This is a genomic window from Plantactinospora alkalitolerans (assembly GCF_015690345.1).
In the GTDB taxonomy this organism is placed as follows: domain Bacteria; phylum Actinomycetota; class Actinomycetes; order Mycobacteriales; family Micromonosporaceae; genus Plantactinospora; species Plantactinospora alkalitolerans.
Map to the genome: position 1 here is coordinate 12,682 of NZ_JADPUN010000138.1, position 15,395 is coordinate 28,076.

At 69.8% G+C, this 15,395-nt stretch carries 18 protein-coding genes and 1 pseudogene; 4 read left to right on the forward strand and 15 right to left on the reverse strand.

Going from position 1 to position 15,395, the window contains the following annotated elements; genetic code table 11:
- Position 1 precedes the first annotated feature (1 nt).
- Together I0C86_RS13095 and I0C86_RS13100 are read left to right on the forward strand one after the other, a co-directional pair.
- Entirely contained in the window at positions 2-943 is a 942-nt protein-coding gene (locus I0C86_RS13095; RefSeq protein ID WP_196201514.1) for a tyrosine recombinase XerC, read from the forward strand.
- Positions 944-1,046: 103 nt separating this feature from the next.
- The gene (locus I0C86_RS13100; protein WP_196201515.1) at positions 1,047-2,237 is read left to right on the forward strand and encodes an aminotransferase class V-fold PLP-dependent enzyme; all 1,191 of its coding nucleotides are present in this window, start codon (positions 1,047-1,049) and stop codon (positions 2,235-2,237) included.
- A 70-nt stretch (positions 2,238-2,307) separates the two neighbouring features.
- Here the strand turns inward: I0C86_RS13100 and I0C86_RS13105 are convergent.
- Positions 2,308-2,910: pseudogene (locus I0C86_RS13105) on the reverse strand (M23 family metallopeptidase); the annotation flags it as partial.
- A 287-nt stretch (positions 2,911-3,197) separates the two neighbouring features.
- Between I0C86_RS13105 and I0C86_RS13110 the strand changes: the two are divergent.
- Positions 3,198-4,403, forward strand: coding sequence for a sulfite oxidase (locus I0C86_RS13110; protein ID WP_196201517.1), 1,206 nt, complete (start codon positions 3,198-3,200; stop codon positions 4,401-4,403).
- 72 nt (positions 4,404-4,475) lie between these two features.
- Here I0C86_RS13110 and I0C86_RS13115 read toward each other — a convergent pair whose 3' ends face one another.
- From I0C86_RS13115 to I0C86_RS13180, 14 genes are all read right to left on the reverse strand, one after another.
- On the reverse strand, positions 4,476-4,799 hold the full coding sequence (locus I0C86_RS13115) for a DUF2469 domain-containing protein (protein WP_007075222.1): 324 nt from the start codon (positions 4,797-4,799) through the stop codon (positions 4,476-4,478).
- Complete coding sequence (locus tag I0C86_RS13120; protein WP_196201518.1) at positions 4,796-5,608, reverse strand: ribonuclease HII; 813 nt, start codon at positions 5,606-5,608, stop codon at positions 4,796-4,798. The genes I0C86_RS13115 and I0C86_RS13120 overlap by 4 nt, the downstream gene beginning before the upstream one ends.
- 2 nt (positions 5,609-5,610) lie before the next feature.
- Positions 5,611-6,069, reverse strand: a complete 459-nt coding sequence (locus I0C86_RS13125; RefSeq protein WP_196201519.1) for an NUDIX hydrolase — start codon at positions 6,067-6,069, stop codon at positions 5,611-5,613.
- A 67-nt stretch (positions 6,070-6,136) separates the two neighbouring features.
- Positions 6,137-6,784 carry a signal peptidase I gene (gene lepB, locus I0C86_RS13130; RefSeq protein ID WP_196201520.1) on the reverse strand — a complete coding sequence of 216 codons (648 nt, stop codon included), beginning with the start codon at positions 6,782-6,784 and terminating at the stop codon, positions 6,137-6,139.
- Positions 6,781-7,686 (reverse strand): signal peptidase I, encoded by a 906-nt coding sequence (lepB, locus tag I0C86_RS13135; protein WP_196201521.1) that lies wholly within the window; start codon positions 7,684-7,686, stop codon positions 6,781-6,783. Before lepB (I0C86_RS13135) ends, lepB (I0C86_RS13130) begins: the two co-directional genes overlap by 4 nt.
- Before the next feature lie 200 nt (positions 7,687-7,886).
- Positions 7,887-8,243 (reverse strand): 50S ribosomal protein L19, encoded by a 357-nt coding sequence (gene rplS / locus I0C86_RS13140; protein WP_196201522.1) that lies wholly within the window; start codon positions 8,241-8,243, stop codon positions 7,887-7,889.
- A gap of 140 nt (positions 8,244-8,383) precedes the next feature.
- On the reverse strand, positions 8,384-9,160 hold the full coding sequence (gene trmD, locus I0C86_RS13145; protein WP_196201523.1) for a tRNA (guanosine(37)-N1)-methyltransferase TrmD: 777 nt from the start codon (positions 9,158-9,160) through the stop codon (positions 8,384-8,386).
- Between the two features lie 67 nt (positions 9,161-9,227).
- Positions 9,228-9,800 (reverse strand): ribosome maturation factor RimM, encoded by a 573-nt coding sequence (rimM, locus tag I0C86_RS13150; RefSeq protein ID WP_196201524.1) that lies wholly within the window; start codon positions 9,798-9,800, stop codon positions 9,228-9,230.
- Between the two features lie 11 nt (positions 9,801-9,811).
- Entirely contained in the window at positions 9,812-10,072 is a 261-nt protein-coding gene (locus I0C86_RS13155; protein ID WP_196201525.1) for an RNA-binding protein, read from the reverse strand.
- Positions 10,047-10,589 (reverse strand): 30S ribosomal protein S16, encoded by a 543-nt coding sequence (gene rpsP / locus I0C86_RS13160; protein WP_196201529.1) that lies wholly within the window; start codon positions 10,587-10,589, stop codon positions 10,047-10,049. The genes I0C86_RS13155 and rpsP overlap by 26 nt, the downstream gene beginning before the upstream one ends.
- Positions 10,590-10,773: 184 nt before the next feature.
- Positions 10,774-10,977 (reverse strand): hypothetical protein, encoded by a 204-nt coding sequence (locus I0C86_RS13165; RefSeq protein ID WP_196201526.1) that lies wholly within the window; start codon positions 10,975-10,977, stop codon positions 10,774-10,776.
- Positions 10,978-11,847, reverse strand: a complete 870-nt coding sequence (locus I0C86_RS13170) for a carbohydrate ABC transporter permease (protein WP_196201530.1) — start codon at positions 11,845-11,847, stop codon at positions 10,978-10,980. It abuts the gene before it with no gap.
- Positions 11,844-12,848: a carbohydrate ABC transporter permease gene (locus tag I0C86_RS13175; protein ID WP_196201527.1), complete on the reverse strand. Its 1,005-nt coding sequence runs from the start codon at positions 12,846-12,848 to the stop codon at positions 11,844-11,846. Before I0C86_RS13175 ends, I0C86_RS13170 begins: the two co-directional genes overlap by 4 nt.
- A complete protein-coding gene (locus I0C86_RS13180; RefSeq protein WP_196201528.1) occupies positions 12,845-14,152 on the reverse strand; it encodes an ABC transporter substrate-binding protein in 1,308 nt (435 codons plus the stop codon). The genes I0C86_RS13175 and I0C86_RS13180 overlap by 4 nt, the downstream gene beginning before the upstream one ends.
- A gap of 142 nt (positions 14,153-14,294) precedes the next feature.
- On the opposite strand from I0C86_RS13180, the gene I0C86_RS13185 reads away from it, so the two are divergent.
- Entirely contained in the window at positions 14,295-15,353 is a 1,059-nt protein-coding gene (locus I0C86_RS13185) for a LacI family DNA-binding transcriptional regulator (RefSeq protein WP_323373615.1), read from the forward strand.
- The last annotated feature ends 42 nt before the right edge of the window (positions 15,354-15,395 follow it).

Here is a 15,395-nt window from a genome sequence, read left to right on the forward strand (position 1 = left end):
GATGAGTCGCACCGACCGCAGCACCCGTGCCCTTCACGAAGCCCTGCCGCCGTCCCAGCGGGAGGCCGTCGACGAGTTCGCCCGGCACCTCGCCCGGGTCGACAACCGGTCGGCCCACACCGTCCGGGCCTACGTCGCCGACGTGGTCTCGCTGCTCGACCACGCCGGCCGGATGGGGTGTACGGAACCGCGCGACCTGGACATCACCGTACTGCGGAGCTGGTTGGCGAAGCTGCGTACGCTCGGAGCCGCCCGTGCCTCGCTGGCCCGGCGAGCCGCCTCGGCACGTACCTTCAGCACCTGGGCACACCGGACGGGGCTGCTGGAGACGGATGTCGGCGCACCGTTGGCTAGTCCCCGCGCGCACCGGGAACTGCCGGCCGTACTCCATGCCGACCAGGCGACGGAACTGGTCCTCGCACCCGGTGACGATCCGTCGCCGGACGTCCTCCGGGACCGGGTGGTACTCGAACTCCTCTACGCCACCGGCATCCGGGTCAGCGAACTCTGTGGCCTCGACCTCGGGAACATCGACGCCGCCCGCCGGGTGGTCCGGGTGCTGGGCAAGGGCGGCAAGGAGCGTTCCGTGCCGTACGGGCTGCCGGCGCAGCGGGCCCTCGACGACTGGCTCCGGCTCGGCCGCCCGACGTTCGCCGGACCGGCCAGTGGCATGGCACTGCTGCTCGGCGTGCGCGGGGGGCGGCTCCAGCCCACCGTCGTGCGGCGGATCGTCGGCGGCTACGCCCGCGCCGCCAACCTGCCCCGGACCAGCCCGCACGGACTCCGGCACTCGGCCGCGACCCACCTGCTGGAGGGTGGTGCGGACCTGCGGGCCGTACAGGAACTGCTCGGGCACGCCACGTTGTCGAGCACCCAGATCTACACCCACGTGTCGGTGGAACGACTGCGCGCGGCATACCGCCAGGCACATCCCCGGGCGTGACGAGCAACGGCTCCGGCTACCGCCGTCCGGAAGGAGCCCACCGGCGACCGGGTTCTCGGGTTCCGGCCGGACCCCCGGTCCGTACCGGGATACGATCATCGTCATGAGCGCCGCGGGGCCGCAGCCGCCCGTTCCGATCCCCGGCGCCCGACTCCTGTTCTCCCTGGACCCCGGCGTCGCCCATCTCAACCACGGCTCGTACGGCGCGGTACCGATCGGCGTCCAGCGGACGCAGCAGCGACTGCGGGACGAGACCGAGGCCAATCCGATGCGGTTCTTCAACCGCGGACTGGTCGACCGGATCACCCACGCCCGACGGCACCTGGCCGGCTTCCTCGGCGCCGACCCGGACGGCACCGCGCTGATCGGCAACGTCAGTATCGGCGCGGCCATCGTCCTGCAGTCGCTGCGGCTGGAGCCCGGCGACGAGGTGGTCTGCACGGATCACGGGTACGGCTCGTTCGCCCTCACCGTCGATCGGGAGGTCCGCCGCACCGGAGCGGTCCGCCGCACCCTGCCGGTGCCGTTGGACGCGACCGACGAGGAGATCATCGAGATCGTACGGAGCGGCATCCGCGCCGGCCGCACGAAACTGCTACTCATCGACCAGCTCACCTCGTCGACGGCCCGGTTGTTCCCGGCCTCGGCGATCGTGGCGGCGGCCCGGGAACGCGGCATTCCGGTGCTGGTCGACGGGGCGCACGCGCCCGGCATGCTGCCGTCACCTGTCGACACGATCGGCGCCGACTTCTGGGTCGGCAACCTGCACAAGTGGGCGTACGCGCCGCGCGGCACGGCGGCACTGGTGGTGGCCCCCCGTTGGCGGGAACGAATCGAGCCCCTGGCCGTCTCCTGGTACGAGGACGCCGGTTTTCCCACCCGCGTCGAGTGGCAGGCGACGCTCGACTACACCGCCTGGCTCGCCGCACCGGTGGGACTGTTCACGCTGCGTACGCTCGGGCTGGAACGGGTCCGGGCGCACAACGCGGCGCTGGCCGCGTACGGGCAGTGGGTGGTCGGCCGGGCCCTCGGGATAGCGCCGGCCGATCTGCGCCATCCCGGCGGACCGACGGTCGCGATGCGGCTCCTTCCGTTGCCCGCCGGTACGGCCACCACCTTCGACGATGCCATGGCGTTACGGGAGCGGGTCGGCGACGAGCTCGGGGCGGAGGTCGCGATCAACGCCTGGCAGGGCCGAGGGTGGCTGCGGCTGTCCGGCCAGGTCTACAACCGGGCGGAGGAGTACGAGCGGCTCGCCGAACGCCTGCCGGCCCTGCTCGCCACCCTGTCCTGACCGCCGTCCCCGCGCCGACCGGCAGGACCGAGGGGACCATCATCCCCGCGCCGACCGGCAGGACGGACGGAACCGGCAACAGTCGGACCCGGCCGAGCCCGAGCAGCAGGAGCGGATCGAGGTACTCGTCTCCCCGGCGCAGCCCCCAGTGCAGGCAGGCGGCTCCGGCGCAGCCCGGATGTCCGGCCAGGAGTACGCCGAGCGGATCTCCGGGCCCGACCTGATCGCCGGCTGCGACGGCGGAACGCACCGGCTCGTAGGTGCTGCGCAGTCCGCCGGCGTGGGAGACGCTGACCACCGGACGGCCGGCGACCGTGCCGGCGAAGTGCACCACCCCCGGCCCGGTGGCGCGGACCACGGCTCCGGAGGGCGCGCCGAGATCGACGCCCCGGTGTCCTCGCTGCCAGGGCTGTGGCGGCGGGTCGAACCGGCGTACCACCCGGGGGGTCCCGTCCAGCGGCCAGCGGAACCCGGTCCGCACCGGCGCCACCCGGCGGGGCTCGGCCGCTACCACCGTCCGGACGGTGTCGGCTTCCGCAACCGCCCTGTCGGCCGCGACGGCCGTTCCCCTCGGCTGCCTCGGCTGGCCCGACGACCCGACCAGTACCGGGAGCAGCGCCAGCGAAGGCGAGAGCAGAGCCGCGACTGTCCGGTGGTGCCATGTCCGTTCCATGGGTTCGCAGCGTCGCCTCGCCCGGCCCGTACCGCAATCGCCCGAACCCGGAGCTGTGGACAACTCCCCCCGCTGTGGAAAACGCCCAGGAAGGCCGATGATCTGCTACCGCACAGCCGAGTGATCTGGTCCGGGACAGCCGAGTGATCTGGTCCGGGACAGCCGAGCGGAGAGCGGTCGAACACCGTCCGGCGCCCCGGTCCGGACCGGAATCGGGCCGGCCAGCGCACTCGTTAGGCTGGACAACCGGAGCGGGGAGCAGCCCGTCACCAGCGCGAGGAGCGGCGATGAGCACAGTGGACGACGTCAGCCGACCCGCCCGGCTCGCGGAGCCCGACGAGGGCATCAGCATCGAGGAACTGGGGCTGGCCGCGCGCAACCACGCCCTGCCGCTGGAGGCCCTGCGCTACGACGTCACCCCGGTGGGTCTGCACTATCTGCTCATCCACTACGACATTCCGGCCCTGGACGCGGAGCGGCACGTCCTGACCATCGACGGTCGGGTCGACCGGCCGCTCGCGCTCGACCTGGCCGCCCTGCGGGAGCGCCCCCGGGTAACCCGCCGGGTGACCCTGGAGTGCGCCGGGAACGGCCGGGCGCTCCTGACGCCCCGGCCGGTCAGCCAACCGTGGCTGTCGGAGGCGGTCGGCACCGCCGATTGGACGGGCACCCCGCTGGCGCCCCTGCTCCGCGAGGCCGGGCTCGGGTCGGACGCGGTGGATGTGGTGTTCACCGGCGCCGACCACGGGGTGGAGCGCGGGATCGAACAGGACTACCAGCGCGGACTGCCGCTGCCCGAGGCGCTGCGCGACGAGGTGCTGCTGGCGTACGAGATGAACGGTGCCCCGTTGCTGCCGCAGCACGGCGCACCGCTGCGCCTGGTGGTTCCCGGCTGGTACGGCATGGCGCACGTCAAGTGGTTGACCCGGATCAGTGTGCTGGACCGGGAATTCGACGGCTACCAGAATGCGGTCGCGTACCGGCTGCGCGCCGACGCCGACGATCCGGGGGTGCCGGTGACCCGGATCGAGCCCCGGGCGCTGGTCCAGCCGCCCGGGTTTCCGGACTTCATGTCGCGGGTTCGGGTGCTGCGGCCGGGACCGTGCACCGTGGAGGGCCGGGCCTGGTCGGGTCATGCTCCGGTGACGGCTGTCGAGGTGACCACCGACGGCGGGGCCAGTTGGAGCGCCGCCACCCTGGACCCGGAGAAGTCGGCTGGTCGACCGGGGGCGGCGGGCGCGGCGGGGCCGCTGGACGACGGCTCGGCGATCGGGCCGGACGGGCGGGTGCCGGCCGGGTCGACGGTCGACGAGCGCTGGGCGTGGCGCCGCTGGCGGTACGAGTGGACGGCGACCCCGGGCCGGTACACGCTCGGCGCGCGGGCCACCGACGCGTCGGGACGGGTTCAGCCGGTCGATCCGCCGTGGAATCGGGGCGGGTTCGCGAACAACCTCGTCCAGCGGGTGGAGGTCGTGGTACCCGAAGATCAGTAGGTCGAGGGTCTTCCCCGCCACCCTCCGGCCGATCGACCGCCACCTACCTGCTTGCCTGAGGCCGTCGGGCGATCAACCACCGAATCCGGAATCCGCGGGAAGAGAGATGTCCGGCTTTTCGAGTTCTTCGACGTTGACGTCCTTGAACGTCATCACTCGGACATTTTTTACAAAACGCGCCGGGCGGTACATGTCCCAGACCCAGGCATCGTGCATCTCGACCTCGAAGTAGACCTCTCCGTCGGAGTTCCGGACGTGCAGGTCGACCTGGTTCGCCAGATAGAACCGCCGCTCGGTCTCCACGACGTAGGAGAACTGGCGAACGATGTCGCGGTACTCCCGATAGAGCTGCAGCTCCATCTCGGTCTCGTACTTCTCGAGATCTTCCGCGCTCATCCCACTCCGCCTTCCATGGCCACATCTTCCCCCACCAACGCTGACGGCCGAAGCCGCTCGCCCAACGCCACGCCGACGGTACTCCCTGCCCGGCCCGCCCGCGCCATCGACTCGATTCCGCCGAGGTGCGCCGGCCGCCGCGATCGCGGAGGGCTGCCGGCCCGACCGGAGACGGTCGCGACATTGACGTACGAGAAGCGATGTTCCGGACACGGACCGTGAAGTTCCAGTGCGGCGCTGTGCTCGGCGGTGATGTATCCCTTGTGTTCGGCGAACCCGTACCCGGGATGTTCCTCGTCGAGTTCGACCATGATCCGGTCCCGGGTGACCTTGGCCAGCACGCTCGCCGCCGCGACACAGGCGGCGACCTGGTCCCCCTTCCAGACCGCCAGCCCCGGCACGCCCAGCCCGTCCACGCCGAACCCGTCGGTCAGCACGTACTCCGGCGGGACCGCGAGCGAGGCCAGCGCCCGACGCATGGCCGCCACGTTGCAGACGTGCAGCCCCCGGGCGTCCACCTCGACGGCGGGAATGATCACCACGGCGTACGCCATGGCCCGAGCGACCACCTCGGCGTAGATCCGTTCCCGCGCGGCCGGGGTGAGCAGTTTCGAGTCGGTCAGCCCGTCGATCTCACCGCGCCGCCCCTCGGGCAGTACCGCGGCTGCGGCCACGAGCGGGCCGGCACAGGCACCTCGGCCCGCCTCGTCGGCACCGGCGACGAACCGGAAACCACGGCGCCGCAGCGCCCGTTCCATGGCATAGATTCCGCCCTCGCGGCGGATCACCGTACGGGGTGGGGTCAGCACCGCTACTCGCTCTCCAGCGCCCGGCGTAGCACCTCGGGCAGATCGGTCGGATAGAACCGCTCCGGCGTACGGGCCAACTCGTCCATCGTCCACCAGCGGTGGTCGTCAATGGTCTCACGCTCGATCTGGTCGAACCCGGCCGTGTCCACCTCCCAGACGGGCACCCGGACGAGGAAGAACTGCTGTTCCTGCCGGTACCACTGGCCGGCGAAGGTGAACTCGGTCACCTCCCGCCAGACCGGTTCGCCGAGCTCCTCGGGGGCGACCCGGAGCCCGGTCTCCTCGGCCAGTTCCCGGACGGCGCCCGCCACCGGCGTCTCGCCCGGGTCGAGGCCACCGCCGGGGGTGAACCAGTACCGATGCTCGGGCCGGGCCGGATCCCAGCCCCGGAACAGCAGCACCCGACCAGCGGCGTCCACCAGGAGTATCCGGGCGGCCCGGCGAGGGCTGAACACGGTCACCCGGTCAGCCTAGCCGCGCCGTCGGTGGCCGCGCCGTCGCCGGGCGGCCCGACACCGGTTTCCCGGGTCAGCCCTGGGGGTTAGGAATGACGCCGAAGGACTTCGGCACGGAGAGCCAGGTGGCCCGGCCGACCGGCCAGAACACGGTGAAGGCGCGCCCCACCACGGCATCCTCCGGTATGGTCGCGAGCTGGATGTTCTGCCGGCTCTGCTGCCAGTGCTCCAGCGAGTCGCCCGAGGCCGAGCGGTGGTCGCCCATCACCCACAGCCGGCCGGCCGGCACCGTGATGTCGAACTCCTCGTCGGCGGGCGGGTCCTGGACACCGTTCTCGGTGAAGATGTACGGCTCGTCGAGCGACTGCCCGTTGATCATCAGACGGTCCTCGGGATCGCAGCAGACCACCCGGTCACCACCGACGCCGATCACCCGTTTGATGAAGTCCTCGCCCTTCGGATTACCCGTCCACTGGGTCGGCGCCTTGAAGACCACGATCTCGCCCCGGTGCGGCGACCGGAAATCGTAGACGAGCTTGTTAACCAGGACCCGGTCGTCGATGTCGAGCGTGTGTTCCATCGACGGCGACGGAATGAAGAACGTCTGCAGTACGAACACCCGCACCAGAAACGCGACCAGAATCGCCACGCCCAACAGGATGGGTAGTTCCCGCCAGAACGAACTGCTCGGCTTGGACTGGTCGGTCTGCTCGTCAATCACGGGTGGAGCCTACGATGCCGAGTCCCGCGAGAGCGTCGGGAACGCGCGGTAACGAGTAGAGTGCCCAGGATTGGCATAGCAATTGCTATATCTCCCGTGTTTGCGGTGTTTTGCGGGCTACTGCCGGGCGCCTCGCCCGGTGCGGGTGCGGCGACGGGTCTGGGCAGTTCGTCGAATGTCTCCGGCACCGGCAACGAGCGCCACTCGCCGAATGGCCAGACGATCACGAAGGCCCGGCCGATGACGTTCTCGATCGGCACCGGCCCCTGGCATCTCGCGTCCTGCGACACCAGCCGGTGGTCGCCCATCACGAACAACTGCCCGGGCGGCACGACCACCTCGGCGAACCGGCGGGACCGACACTCCTGGCTGTTCGGAGGTATCTCCACTGGGGAGTTCTCCAGGACGTACGGCTCGTCGAGCGGGGCACCGTTGACGGTCACCCGGCCCTGGTCGTCGCAGCACTGCACCCGGTCTCCCGGAACTCCGATGACCCGCTTGATGAAGTCCTTCTCGCCCGGACGGCTCACCCCGACGAGATCACCTACGGTTCGCCCGAGTTTGGCGACGAAGCCGGGATCGGGCTCGTCGAGGACCTCGGGCGCCCAGGCGTCCGTACCCCGGAACACCACGATCTCGCCGCGGGCCGGATCCCGAATGTCGTACACGATCTTGTTGACCAGGACCCGGTCGCCGATCAGCAGGGTGTCCTCCATGGACCCCGACGGGATGAAGAACGCCTGGAGCAGGAAGGTGCGGATCAGGACCGCGAGGCAGAAGGCGACGATGAGCAGCAGCGGAAGCTCCTGCCACAGCGGCATCTGCTTACGCGTACGGCGCGATCGCCGGGCCCGACGACTCCACGGTTCGACGTCGCCCTCTTCGTCCACCCTACGCACCAACGCATCTCCCGGTCCCGAGATACAGCGCCGTCATCCAGCCCCTGGATGGCAGCCGTCGCGAGCGGTAGCGCGGGGTGACCCCGCAACCCCGGGCAAAAGCCCTGGGGTTGCGGCGTCTCGCGTCTGCCCGTGCGGCCAGAGTAGCCGCGATCGACACCCGCGGCACCCCGCGATCGGCGTCGGCGCGGTCGAGCCAGGGGTCAGCTGGCCCGCTTCTCGCGCTTCTCCTTGATCTTGGCCTTCTTGCCACGCAGTTCGCGCAGGTAGTAGAGCTTGGCCCGGCGCACGTCACCGCGGACGACGACCTCGATCCGGTCGATACCCGGGCTGTTGATCGGGTAGGTCCGCTCGACCCCGACCCCAAAGCTGATCTTGCGTACGGTGAAGGTCTCCCGCAGAGCCGCTCCGTGGCGCCGGATCACGACACCCTCGAAGATCTGCACCCGGGAGCGGCTGCCCTCGATGACTCGGGCGTGCACCTTGACGGTGTCACCGGCCCGGAAGTCGGGTACGTCGGTACGCTGCGACTGGGCGTCGAGGGCGTCCAGGGTGTTCATCGCTGCATCCTTGAAGGCTCACGGCGCACCGGGCGTCGGCGCGCGGATGGGTAATTCTGATCTCCAGGACGGATCCTGGATCGGAGTCCGGGCGGAGATCCTCGCAGTCGTCCGTGGCACGGGCGTCTGCGGCAACCCCCCTACTTTGCCATATCGTCGACCGCTGGCTGAAATCCGGCCCCGGCCAACGCGGCGATGTCCCGTTTGTCCAGGTCCGTCGCGGCCAGCGCGGCCAGCATGTCGGGCCGGCGCCCGGCCGTCCGGAGCAGCGCCTGATCCCGCCGCCACCGGGCGATCCGGCCGTGGTCACCCGACCGCAGGATCTCCGGTACGTCGTGACCACGCCAACCTGGCGGCTTCGTGTAGACCGGCGCCTCCAGCAGCCCGTGCGCGTGCGACTCCTCGGCGAGCGACTCGGCGTTGCCCAGTACCCCGGGAAGCAGCCGGGTCACCGCCTCCATGATCACGAGAACCGCGACCTCGCCGCCGAACAGCACGTAGTCGCCCAGCGAGACCTCGGTCACCGGCATCCGGGTCGCCGCGTGCTCCAGGACCCGCTGGTCGATGCCCTCGTACCTGCCGCAAGCGAAGATCAGGTGCGACTCGGCCGCCCACTCGTGCGCCAGCGCCTGCCGGAACGGCACACCCGCCGGGCTGGGCACCACCAGCCGGGGTGGCCGATCCGGCCGGGCCGGCACCAGCGCGTCCAGCGCCTCGCCCCACGGCTCGGGGCGCATCACCATTCCCGGCCCGCCCCCGTACGGGGTGTCGTCGACCGTCCGGTGCACGTCGTGCGTCCAGGTCCGCAGGTCGTGTACGGCAAGTTCGAGTACCCCGGCCGATCGGGCCCGCCCGATCAGCGAGAGCTCCAACGGAGCCAGATACTCCGGGAAGATCGACACCACATCGACACGCATGTCAGGAACGGCTCCCTCTTCTCGTCTTCCCGGGTAGCGGGGAGCCCTTCCTAGCCGCCGTTCCGGTTCACAGGTCCAGCAGTCCGGCCGGTGGGTCGACGATCACCCGGCCGGCGGCGAGGTCCACCTCGGGGACGATCGCCTTGACGAACGGGATCAACGCGGTACGCCCCTCCGGGCGACGCAGCACCAGCAGGTCCGAGGCGGGCGCGTGGTCGATCCGGGCGACCTCGCCGAGGGTCTCACCGGACGGCGTGACCACGGCGAGGCCGACCAGTTGATGGTCGTTGAACTCGTCGGGGTCCTCCGGTGGCAGCAGCTCCGCGCTGTCCACCCAGAGCAGGGTGCCGCGCAGCGCCTCGGCCACATCCCGGTCGTGGACCCCTTCGAGGGAGACCAGCAGGTGGCCCTGATGCCAGCGGACCGCCTCGACGACCAGCCGCTCGGGCACGCGGACCAGCTCGCCGAGGTCGGTGACCGGCGGCGCGTTGGCTGTTCTCGGATCGGGAGCCGCCGTCGGGTCGGTGCGCAACACCGCCCCGACGGCGAAACGTGCGTCGGGATCGTCGGTCCGCACCTCCACGGTCACCTCACCGCGGATACCGTGCGGACGGCCGATCCGGCCGACGATCAGAAGCATCGCGGCCGGAATCAGTACGAGTCGACGATGTCGACCCGTACCCCGCGCCCGCCGATCGACCCGATCACCTGGCGCAGCGCCTTGGCGGTACGCCCGGACCGACCGATCACCGTGCCCAGGTCCTCGGGGTGCACCCGTACCTCCAGGCGCTTACCCCGCCGGGAGTCGACCATCCGGACCCGTACGTCGTCCGGATGGTCGACGATGCCCTTGACCAGGTGCTCGAGCGCCGGTCGGATCGCCACCTCAGGCCCGCTCGCCGGAGTCCGCACCGGCCTGCTCCTCGGTCTTCGCGGGCGCCTCGGCCTTGGCCGGAGCCTCGGTCTTCGCGGGCGCCTCAGTCTTCGCCGGAGCCTCGGCCTTCGCCGGAGCCTCGGCCTTCGCCGGAGCCTCGGTCTTGGCCGACGCCGCCTTGGCCGACTTCTTCGCCGGCTTGGGCTCGGTCAGCCCGGCCGCCGCCTTCGCCTCGGCCTCGTACAGCGCGGTGCGGTCGGCCCGCTCGGGCGCGACCAGCAGCGGCGGCGGGGCAGGCAGGCCCTTGAACTTCTGCCAGTCGCCGGTCTTCTCCAGCAGACGCTGGACGGCCTCGCTCGGCTGAGCGCCGACAGAGAGCCAGTGCTGCACCCGGTCCGACTTGACCTGGATCACCGAAGGATCTTCCTTCGGCTGGTAGATCCCGACGAACTCGATCGCCCGGCCGTCACGCTTGGTACGCGAGTCGGCGACGACAATGCGGTATTGCGGGTTGCGGATCTTACCCATCCGCAGGAGCCGGATCTTTACGGCCACAGTGTGTTCGCTCCTGTTGCGATTCTCACCTACCCGAAACGGGCGGTGCGCGGGTGAGTTGCCGACCGGCACAGTGGGGTTGGGCCGGAGACTGCTCGATGGACTGGCGACACGCCCGGGTTAGAGGGCGCCGGACGCGTGCCGGATACCAGCGACCCATTCTGCCAGACCCGGCCCCGGAACTTCACACCGGCCGGGGAATCGCCGGTTCGACCCGTACGCCCAGTTCCGGACGATCATGACAGGCCGTCGGCCGTCGGCCGACGGGCGAGCGGGCGAGCGGCGGCGACGTCGACGGGACCGAGCGGGTGGCCCGGGCGAGATCCGCCCCGCCGTCCCGCCCGTCCCGTCGGTCCCGGTCCGGGCCCACTGCGTCGGTCCGCCGCACTCAGCCCTTGATCGCGCCCTGTAGGCCACCGACGATCTGCTTCTCCGCGAACGTGAAGAAGAGCAGCGCCGGCAGCATCGCCAGCGACGTGAAGGCGAGGATCCCCGCCGTGTCGGAGGTGTACTGGCTCGAGAAGTTCTGCACACCCAGCGGCAGGGTGTGCAGGCTCGAGTCGCTGAGCACGAGCAACGGCAGAAGGAATGCGTTCCAACTCGCGACGAATGCGAGAATCCCGACCGTGACGAGCGCGGGCCTCGACAGCGGGAGCACGATGAGCCAGAGGAAACCGAGCCGGCCCGTGCCGTCGATCGCGGCCGCGTCCTCCAACTCGCGGGGAATGGCAGCCAGGAAGGGACGCAGGATGACGATCGTGAGCGGCAACGCGAAGGCGACCTGCGGAAGGATCACCGCGAAATAGGAATTGACCAGGTTCAAATCACGCAGCATGAGGTAGAGCGGCAGGATCGCCGCACCGGCCGGAAAGAGCAGGCCGAGCGTGAAGAAGGTGTAGAGCACCTCACGTCCCCGGAAGGTGTACCGGGCGAGCACGAAGGCCGCGCAGACCCCGAGCACCACGACGGCGAGCGTCGTACCCAGGGCGATCACCGCACTGTTGAACGCCTGCCCCCAGAAGTCGCTCTGCGTCAGCACCCGGGCGTAGTTGTCGAAGACCCACGGGTCCGGCAGCCCGGCCGGATTCGCGACGATCGACGGGGTGGTGCGGAATCCCCCGACGATCACGTAGACCACCGGGGCGATCGACACTGCCGCGATCGCGAACGCCAGCGCGTAGGTGAGCGGGCTACCCCACGACGTCGGGCGACGATTGGACGATGGGGGCGGCAGGACAGCGTTCGCGGCCACGGTCAGTTCACCCTTCTGGTGGTGATGGCACCCTCGATGTCGCGACGAAGGAGGAAACGCTGGAACAGCAGCGCCGCGACGAAGGAGATGACGAACAGGATCACGGCCACCGCGTTGCCGTAGCCCCACAGCCGGGCGAAGAAGCCGTTGTCCACCATGTACGTCGCCATGGTGGCCGACGCGCCGAGCGACCGCACCGCGGGCACCGAGGTCACCCAGATCACGTCGAAGACCTGCAGTGAACCGATGATCGAGAGGAACATCCAGATCCGGATCGTCGGGCCCAGCAGCGGAAGCGTGATGTGACGCTGGATCTGCCACCAGTTCGCACCGTCGATCTCGGCGGCCTCGGTCAGCTCGTGCGGCACGTTCGACAGGCCGGCGAGCAGGAGGATGATGGCGAAACCGACGTACTTCCAGGTGAGGACGAGGAGCAGCGTCCAGATGACGACGTTGAGGTCGGCGAGCCAGGCCTGCACCAGGCTGCCCAGGCCCAGTGACCGCAGCAGCGCGTCGACCGTTCCGCCGTCGGTCAGGATCAGCTTCCACATGATGCCGACGGTGACCTCGGCGAGCACGTAGGGCACGAACACCAGCAGCCGGAACACGGTGCGCCCGCGGAAGCGACGGTTGAGCAGCAGGGCCACGGCCAGCGCGATGGGGCCCTGGATCAGCAGCGACCCGACGACGATGATCGCGTTGTTGCGCAGCGCGTCGAGGAAGATCGGGTCCTGGAAGGCCAGGGTGTAGTTGTCCAGGCCGACGAACTCGGTGGGCGGGCCGACCCCGCGCCACCGGAAAAGGCTGTAGTAGACCGCGAAGCCCATCGGTACCAGCACGAACATCACGTAGACGATGATCGCCGGCGTCGTGAGCCCGATGATCTCGTACCACTTGCGTCGGTTCTCGGCCGCGCGGGAGAACGGCCGTCTCCGGGCGGGCCGGAGGCCCGCCGGCGACGCGGACGCGCCGCCGGCGGGATCCAGGGTTTGGTTGATGGATGTCACTTTCGTGCGGCCTGCTTCATAGCCTCGACGACCTTCTCAGGACTGCCGCTGCCCGCGAAGATGGCGACGATCGAGTCGTTCATCGCCTGGCCAACGGTGCTACCGAAGGCCGTGTCCAGCCAGAGCTGCAGGTAGGTGGTGTTCGCGGTGGCTTCCAGGACCGACTTCAGTGCGGTGTCCGCGATAACGGACTCCGAACCCTTGGCGACGGGCAGCCCGATGTTGAGCCCGGCGTACTCCTTCTGCACCTCGGGGCTCACGATGTACTTGAGGAACTCGACGCACTCGGCCGGGGCGTTCTTGGCGCAGGCGAACCCGTCGCCACCACCGAGGGCCGCCTTCGGGTCACCCGCCGAATTGGCGATCGCCGGTACCGGGAACCAGCCGATGAACTTGCCGAGGGCCGCCTTGTCCGCGGCCACGGTGTCCAGGGTGCCCCTGTTCCAGTCACCCATCAGCTCCATCGCGGCCTTGCCGTTGGCGAGCAGACCGTTCGCGCTGGTCGGGTCGTTCTGACCCGGCGTGGCGATGAAGTTGTTCTGGAACGGCTTGGTGTCGATGAAGGCCTTGAGGTCCTGGCCGGCCTTGGTGAAGCAGGGGTCGTCGAAGACGGTCTCGACGGAAGCCTTCTTCAGGGTGTCGACCGAGCAGGCCCGCAGCGCGAAGTTGTACCACCAGTGCGCCGCCGGCCACTTGTCACCGGCGCCGACGGCGATCGGGACGACGTTGATGGCCTTGAGCTTGGTGACCGCGTCGTTCAGCTCGTCGAAAGTGGTCGGCGGACCGGCGATGCCGGCTCGCGCGAACATCTCCTTGTTGTACCAGATACCCTCGATACCCAGCTTGTACGGCAGGCCGTACTGCTTGCCGTCCACCGCCCAGATCTCGGCCGCCTTGCCGATGCCGCCAACCTCGGTCTTGGTCTGCTCGGTGACGTCCTTGAGGTAGTCGGCCTCCACCTGCTCGCGCATCTCGCCGCCGCCCCACGCCTGGAAGATGTCCGGCGGGTCGCTGGTCAGAAGCGCGGCAGGGAGCCGGGTGCGCTGGAGCTGGTTGGTCTCGATCCCCTCTTGCTTGATCGTGACGGTCGGGTGGAGGGCGGAGAAGTCCTTGGCGACCTTCTCCCAGTAGGTCTTCCCGGGCCCGTCCTGGGAGGCGTTGTGCCACCAGGTCAGGGTCACCGGGTTCTTGTACAGTTCGTCTGCTGAGGGCGTCTCCCCGTCACCACCGCTACATCCGGCGGCAAGGAGCGCGCTGGTCGTCAGCAGCGCGAAGACGGCGCCCGTACGGCGCTTGATTGGCATCGAATGTCTCCTCGACTAGTAAGTCGCGGTACTTCAATCTGAAGGGCGAGTTTTACAGCCACGTAACGTGGTGTCAACCGTTGTCGATAACGTTTTCGACTCCCCCGTTACAGGGGTCTGACGGCCCTCTATCATCGTCGGCGTGGCGTTTCCGCAGCGTGTCAAGATGTCCGACGTGGCCAGTGCGGCCGGCGTCTCCGTGGCGACCGTATCCAAGGTGATCAATGGTCGTTACGGCGTTGCACAGGCGACCGCGGAACGCGTCCAACAGGTGATTCAGCAACTCGGTTACGAGGTCAGCCTCGGGGCGCAGAGCCTGCGCAGCCACCGGACCAACGTGCTGGGCATCCTGGTCGCCGAGTTCGAGCCGTTCTCGACCGAGCTGCTCAAGGGTGCGTCCCGGGAGGTCGCCGGCACCGGCTACCAACTGCTGGCCTACTCCGGCGGCGACGGCGACAGCACGGCCATAGGCTGGGAACGACGGTCGCTGGCCCGCCTGTCCGGAACGCTCATCGACGGGGCCGTGATCGTCACGCCGACCGTGGTCGAAACCAAGCAGGGCTTCCACGTCGTCGCCGTCGACCCCCACACGGGCCCGTCAGGTCTGCCCACCGTCGACTCCGACAACTTCGCCGGCGCCGTGCTCGCGACCAACTACCTGCTGTCGCTGGGCCACCGTCGCATCGGGCACATCAGCGGGCGCCCCGATCTCGAGTCGGCCCGCCTGCGCGAGGCCGGCTTCCGCAAGGCGATGGCCGACGCCGACGTCGCGGTGGACGAGAGGCTCGTGCGGGTCGGCGGGTTCCGGATCGAAAGCGCCGCCGGTACGGCCGCGGAGCTGCTCGCGCTCCCGGACCGACCGACCGCGGTCTTCGCCGGAAACGACCTCTCCGCGATCTCCACCCTCGACGTCGCCCGCGGCATGGGTCTCACCGTGCCCGACGACCTGTCCGTGATCGGCTTCGACAACGTCCCGGAGTCGGCGCTGGTCAACCCGCCGTTGACGACGATCATGCAACCGCTGCAACGGATGGGGGCCGAGGCGTTGCGGCTGCTCATCGACCTGATCGGCGGCGCCGACCGCGACACGCACATCCGGCTCCCCACCGAGCTGGTCATCCGCGCGTCCTGCCGCCCCTACACCCTGGTCCGGCAGCGGAGCCTGCCGCTGTCCATCCGCACCGCGTCCTCCGGTAGCTGAGCACCGCGCCGTCCGTCAGCTCAGCACCGCGCCGGCGGGCGG

What these genes read in the sequence shown, in the direction of transcription:
- I0C86_RS13095 (WP_196201514.1), top strand. Translation starts at nt 2, where the DNA reads ATGAGTCGCACCGACCGCAGCACCCGTGCCCTTCACGAAGCCCTGCCG.
- I0C86_RS13100 (WP_196201515.1), top strand. Translation starts at nt 1,047, where the DNA reads ATGAGCGCCGCGGGGCCGCAGCCGCCCGTTCCGATCCCCGGCGCCCGA.
- I0C86_RS13110 (WP_196201517.1), top strand. Translation starts at nt 3,198, where the DNA reads ATGAGCACAGTGGACGACGTCAGCCGACCCGCCCGGCTCGCGGAGCCC.
- I0C86_RS13115 (WP_007075222.1), bottom strand. Translation starts at nt 4,799, where the DNA reads ATGAGCGCGGAAGATCTCGAGAAGTACGAGACCGAGATGGAGCTGCAG.
- rplS (WP_196201522.1), bottom strand. Translation starts at nt 8,243, where the DNA reads ATGAACACCCTGGACGCCCTCGACGCCCAGTCGCAGCGTACCGACGTA.
- trmD (WP_196201523.1), bottom strand. Translation starts at nt 9,160, where the DNA reads ATGCGTGTCGATGTGGTGTCGATCTTCCCGGAGTATCTGGCTCCGTTG.
- rimM (WP_196201524.1), bottom strand. Translation starts at nt 9,800, where the DNA reads ATGCTTCTGATCGTCGGCCGGATCGGCCGTCCGCACGGTATCCGCGGT.
- I0C86_RS13180 (WP_196201528.1), bottom strand. Translation starts at nt 14,152, where the DNA reads ATGCCAATCAAGCGCCGTACGGGCGCCGTCTTCGCGCTGCTGACGACC.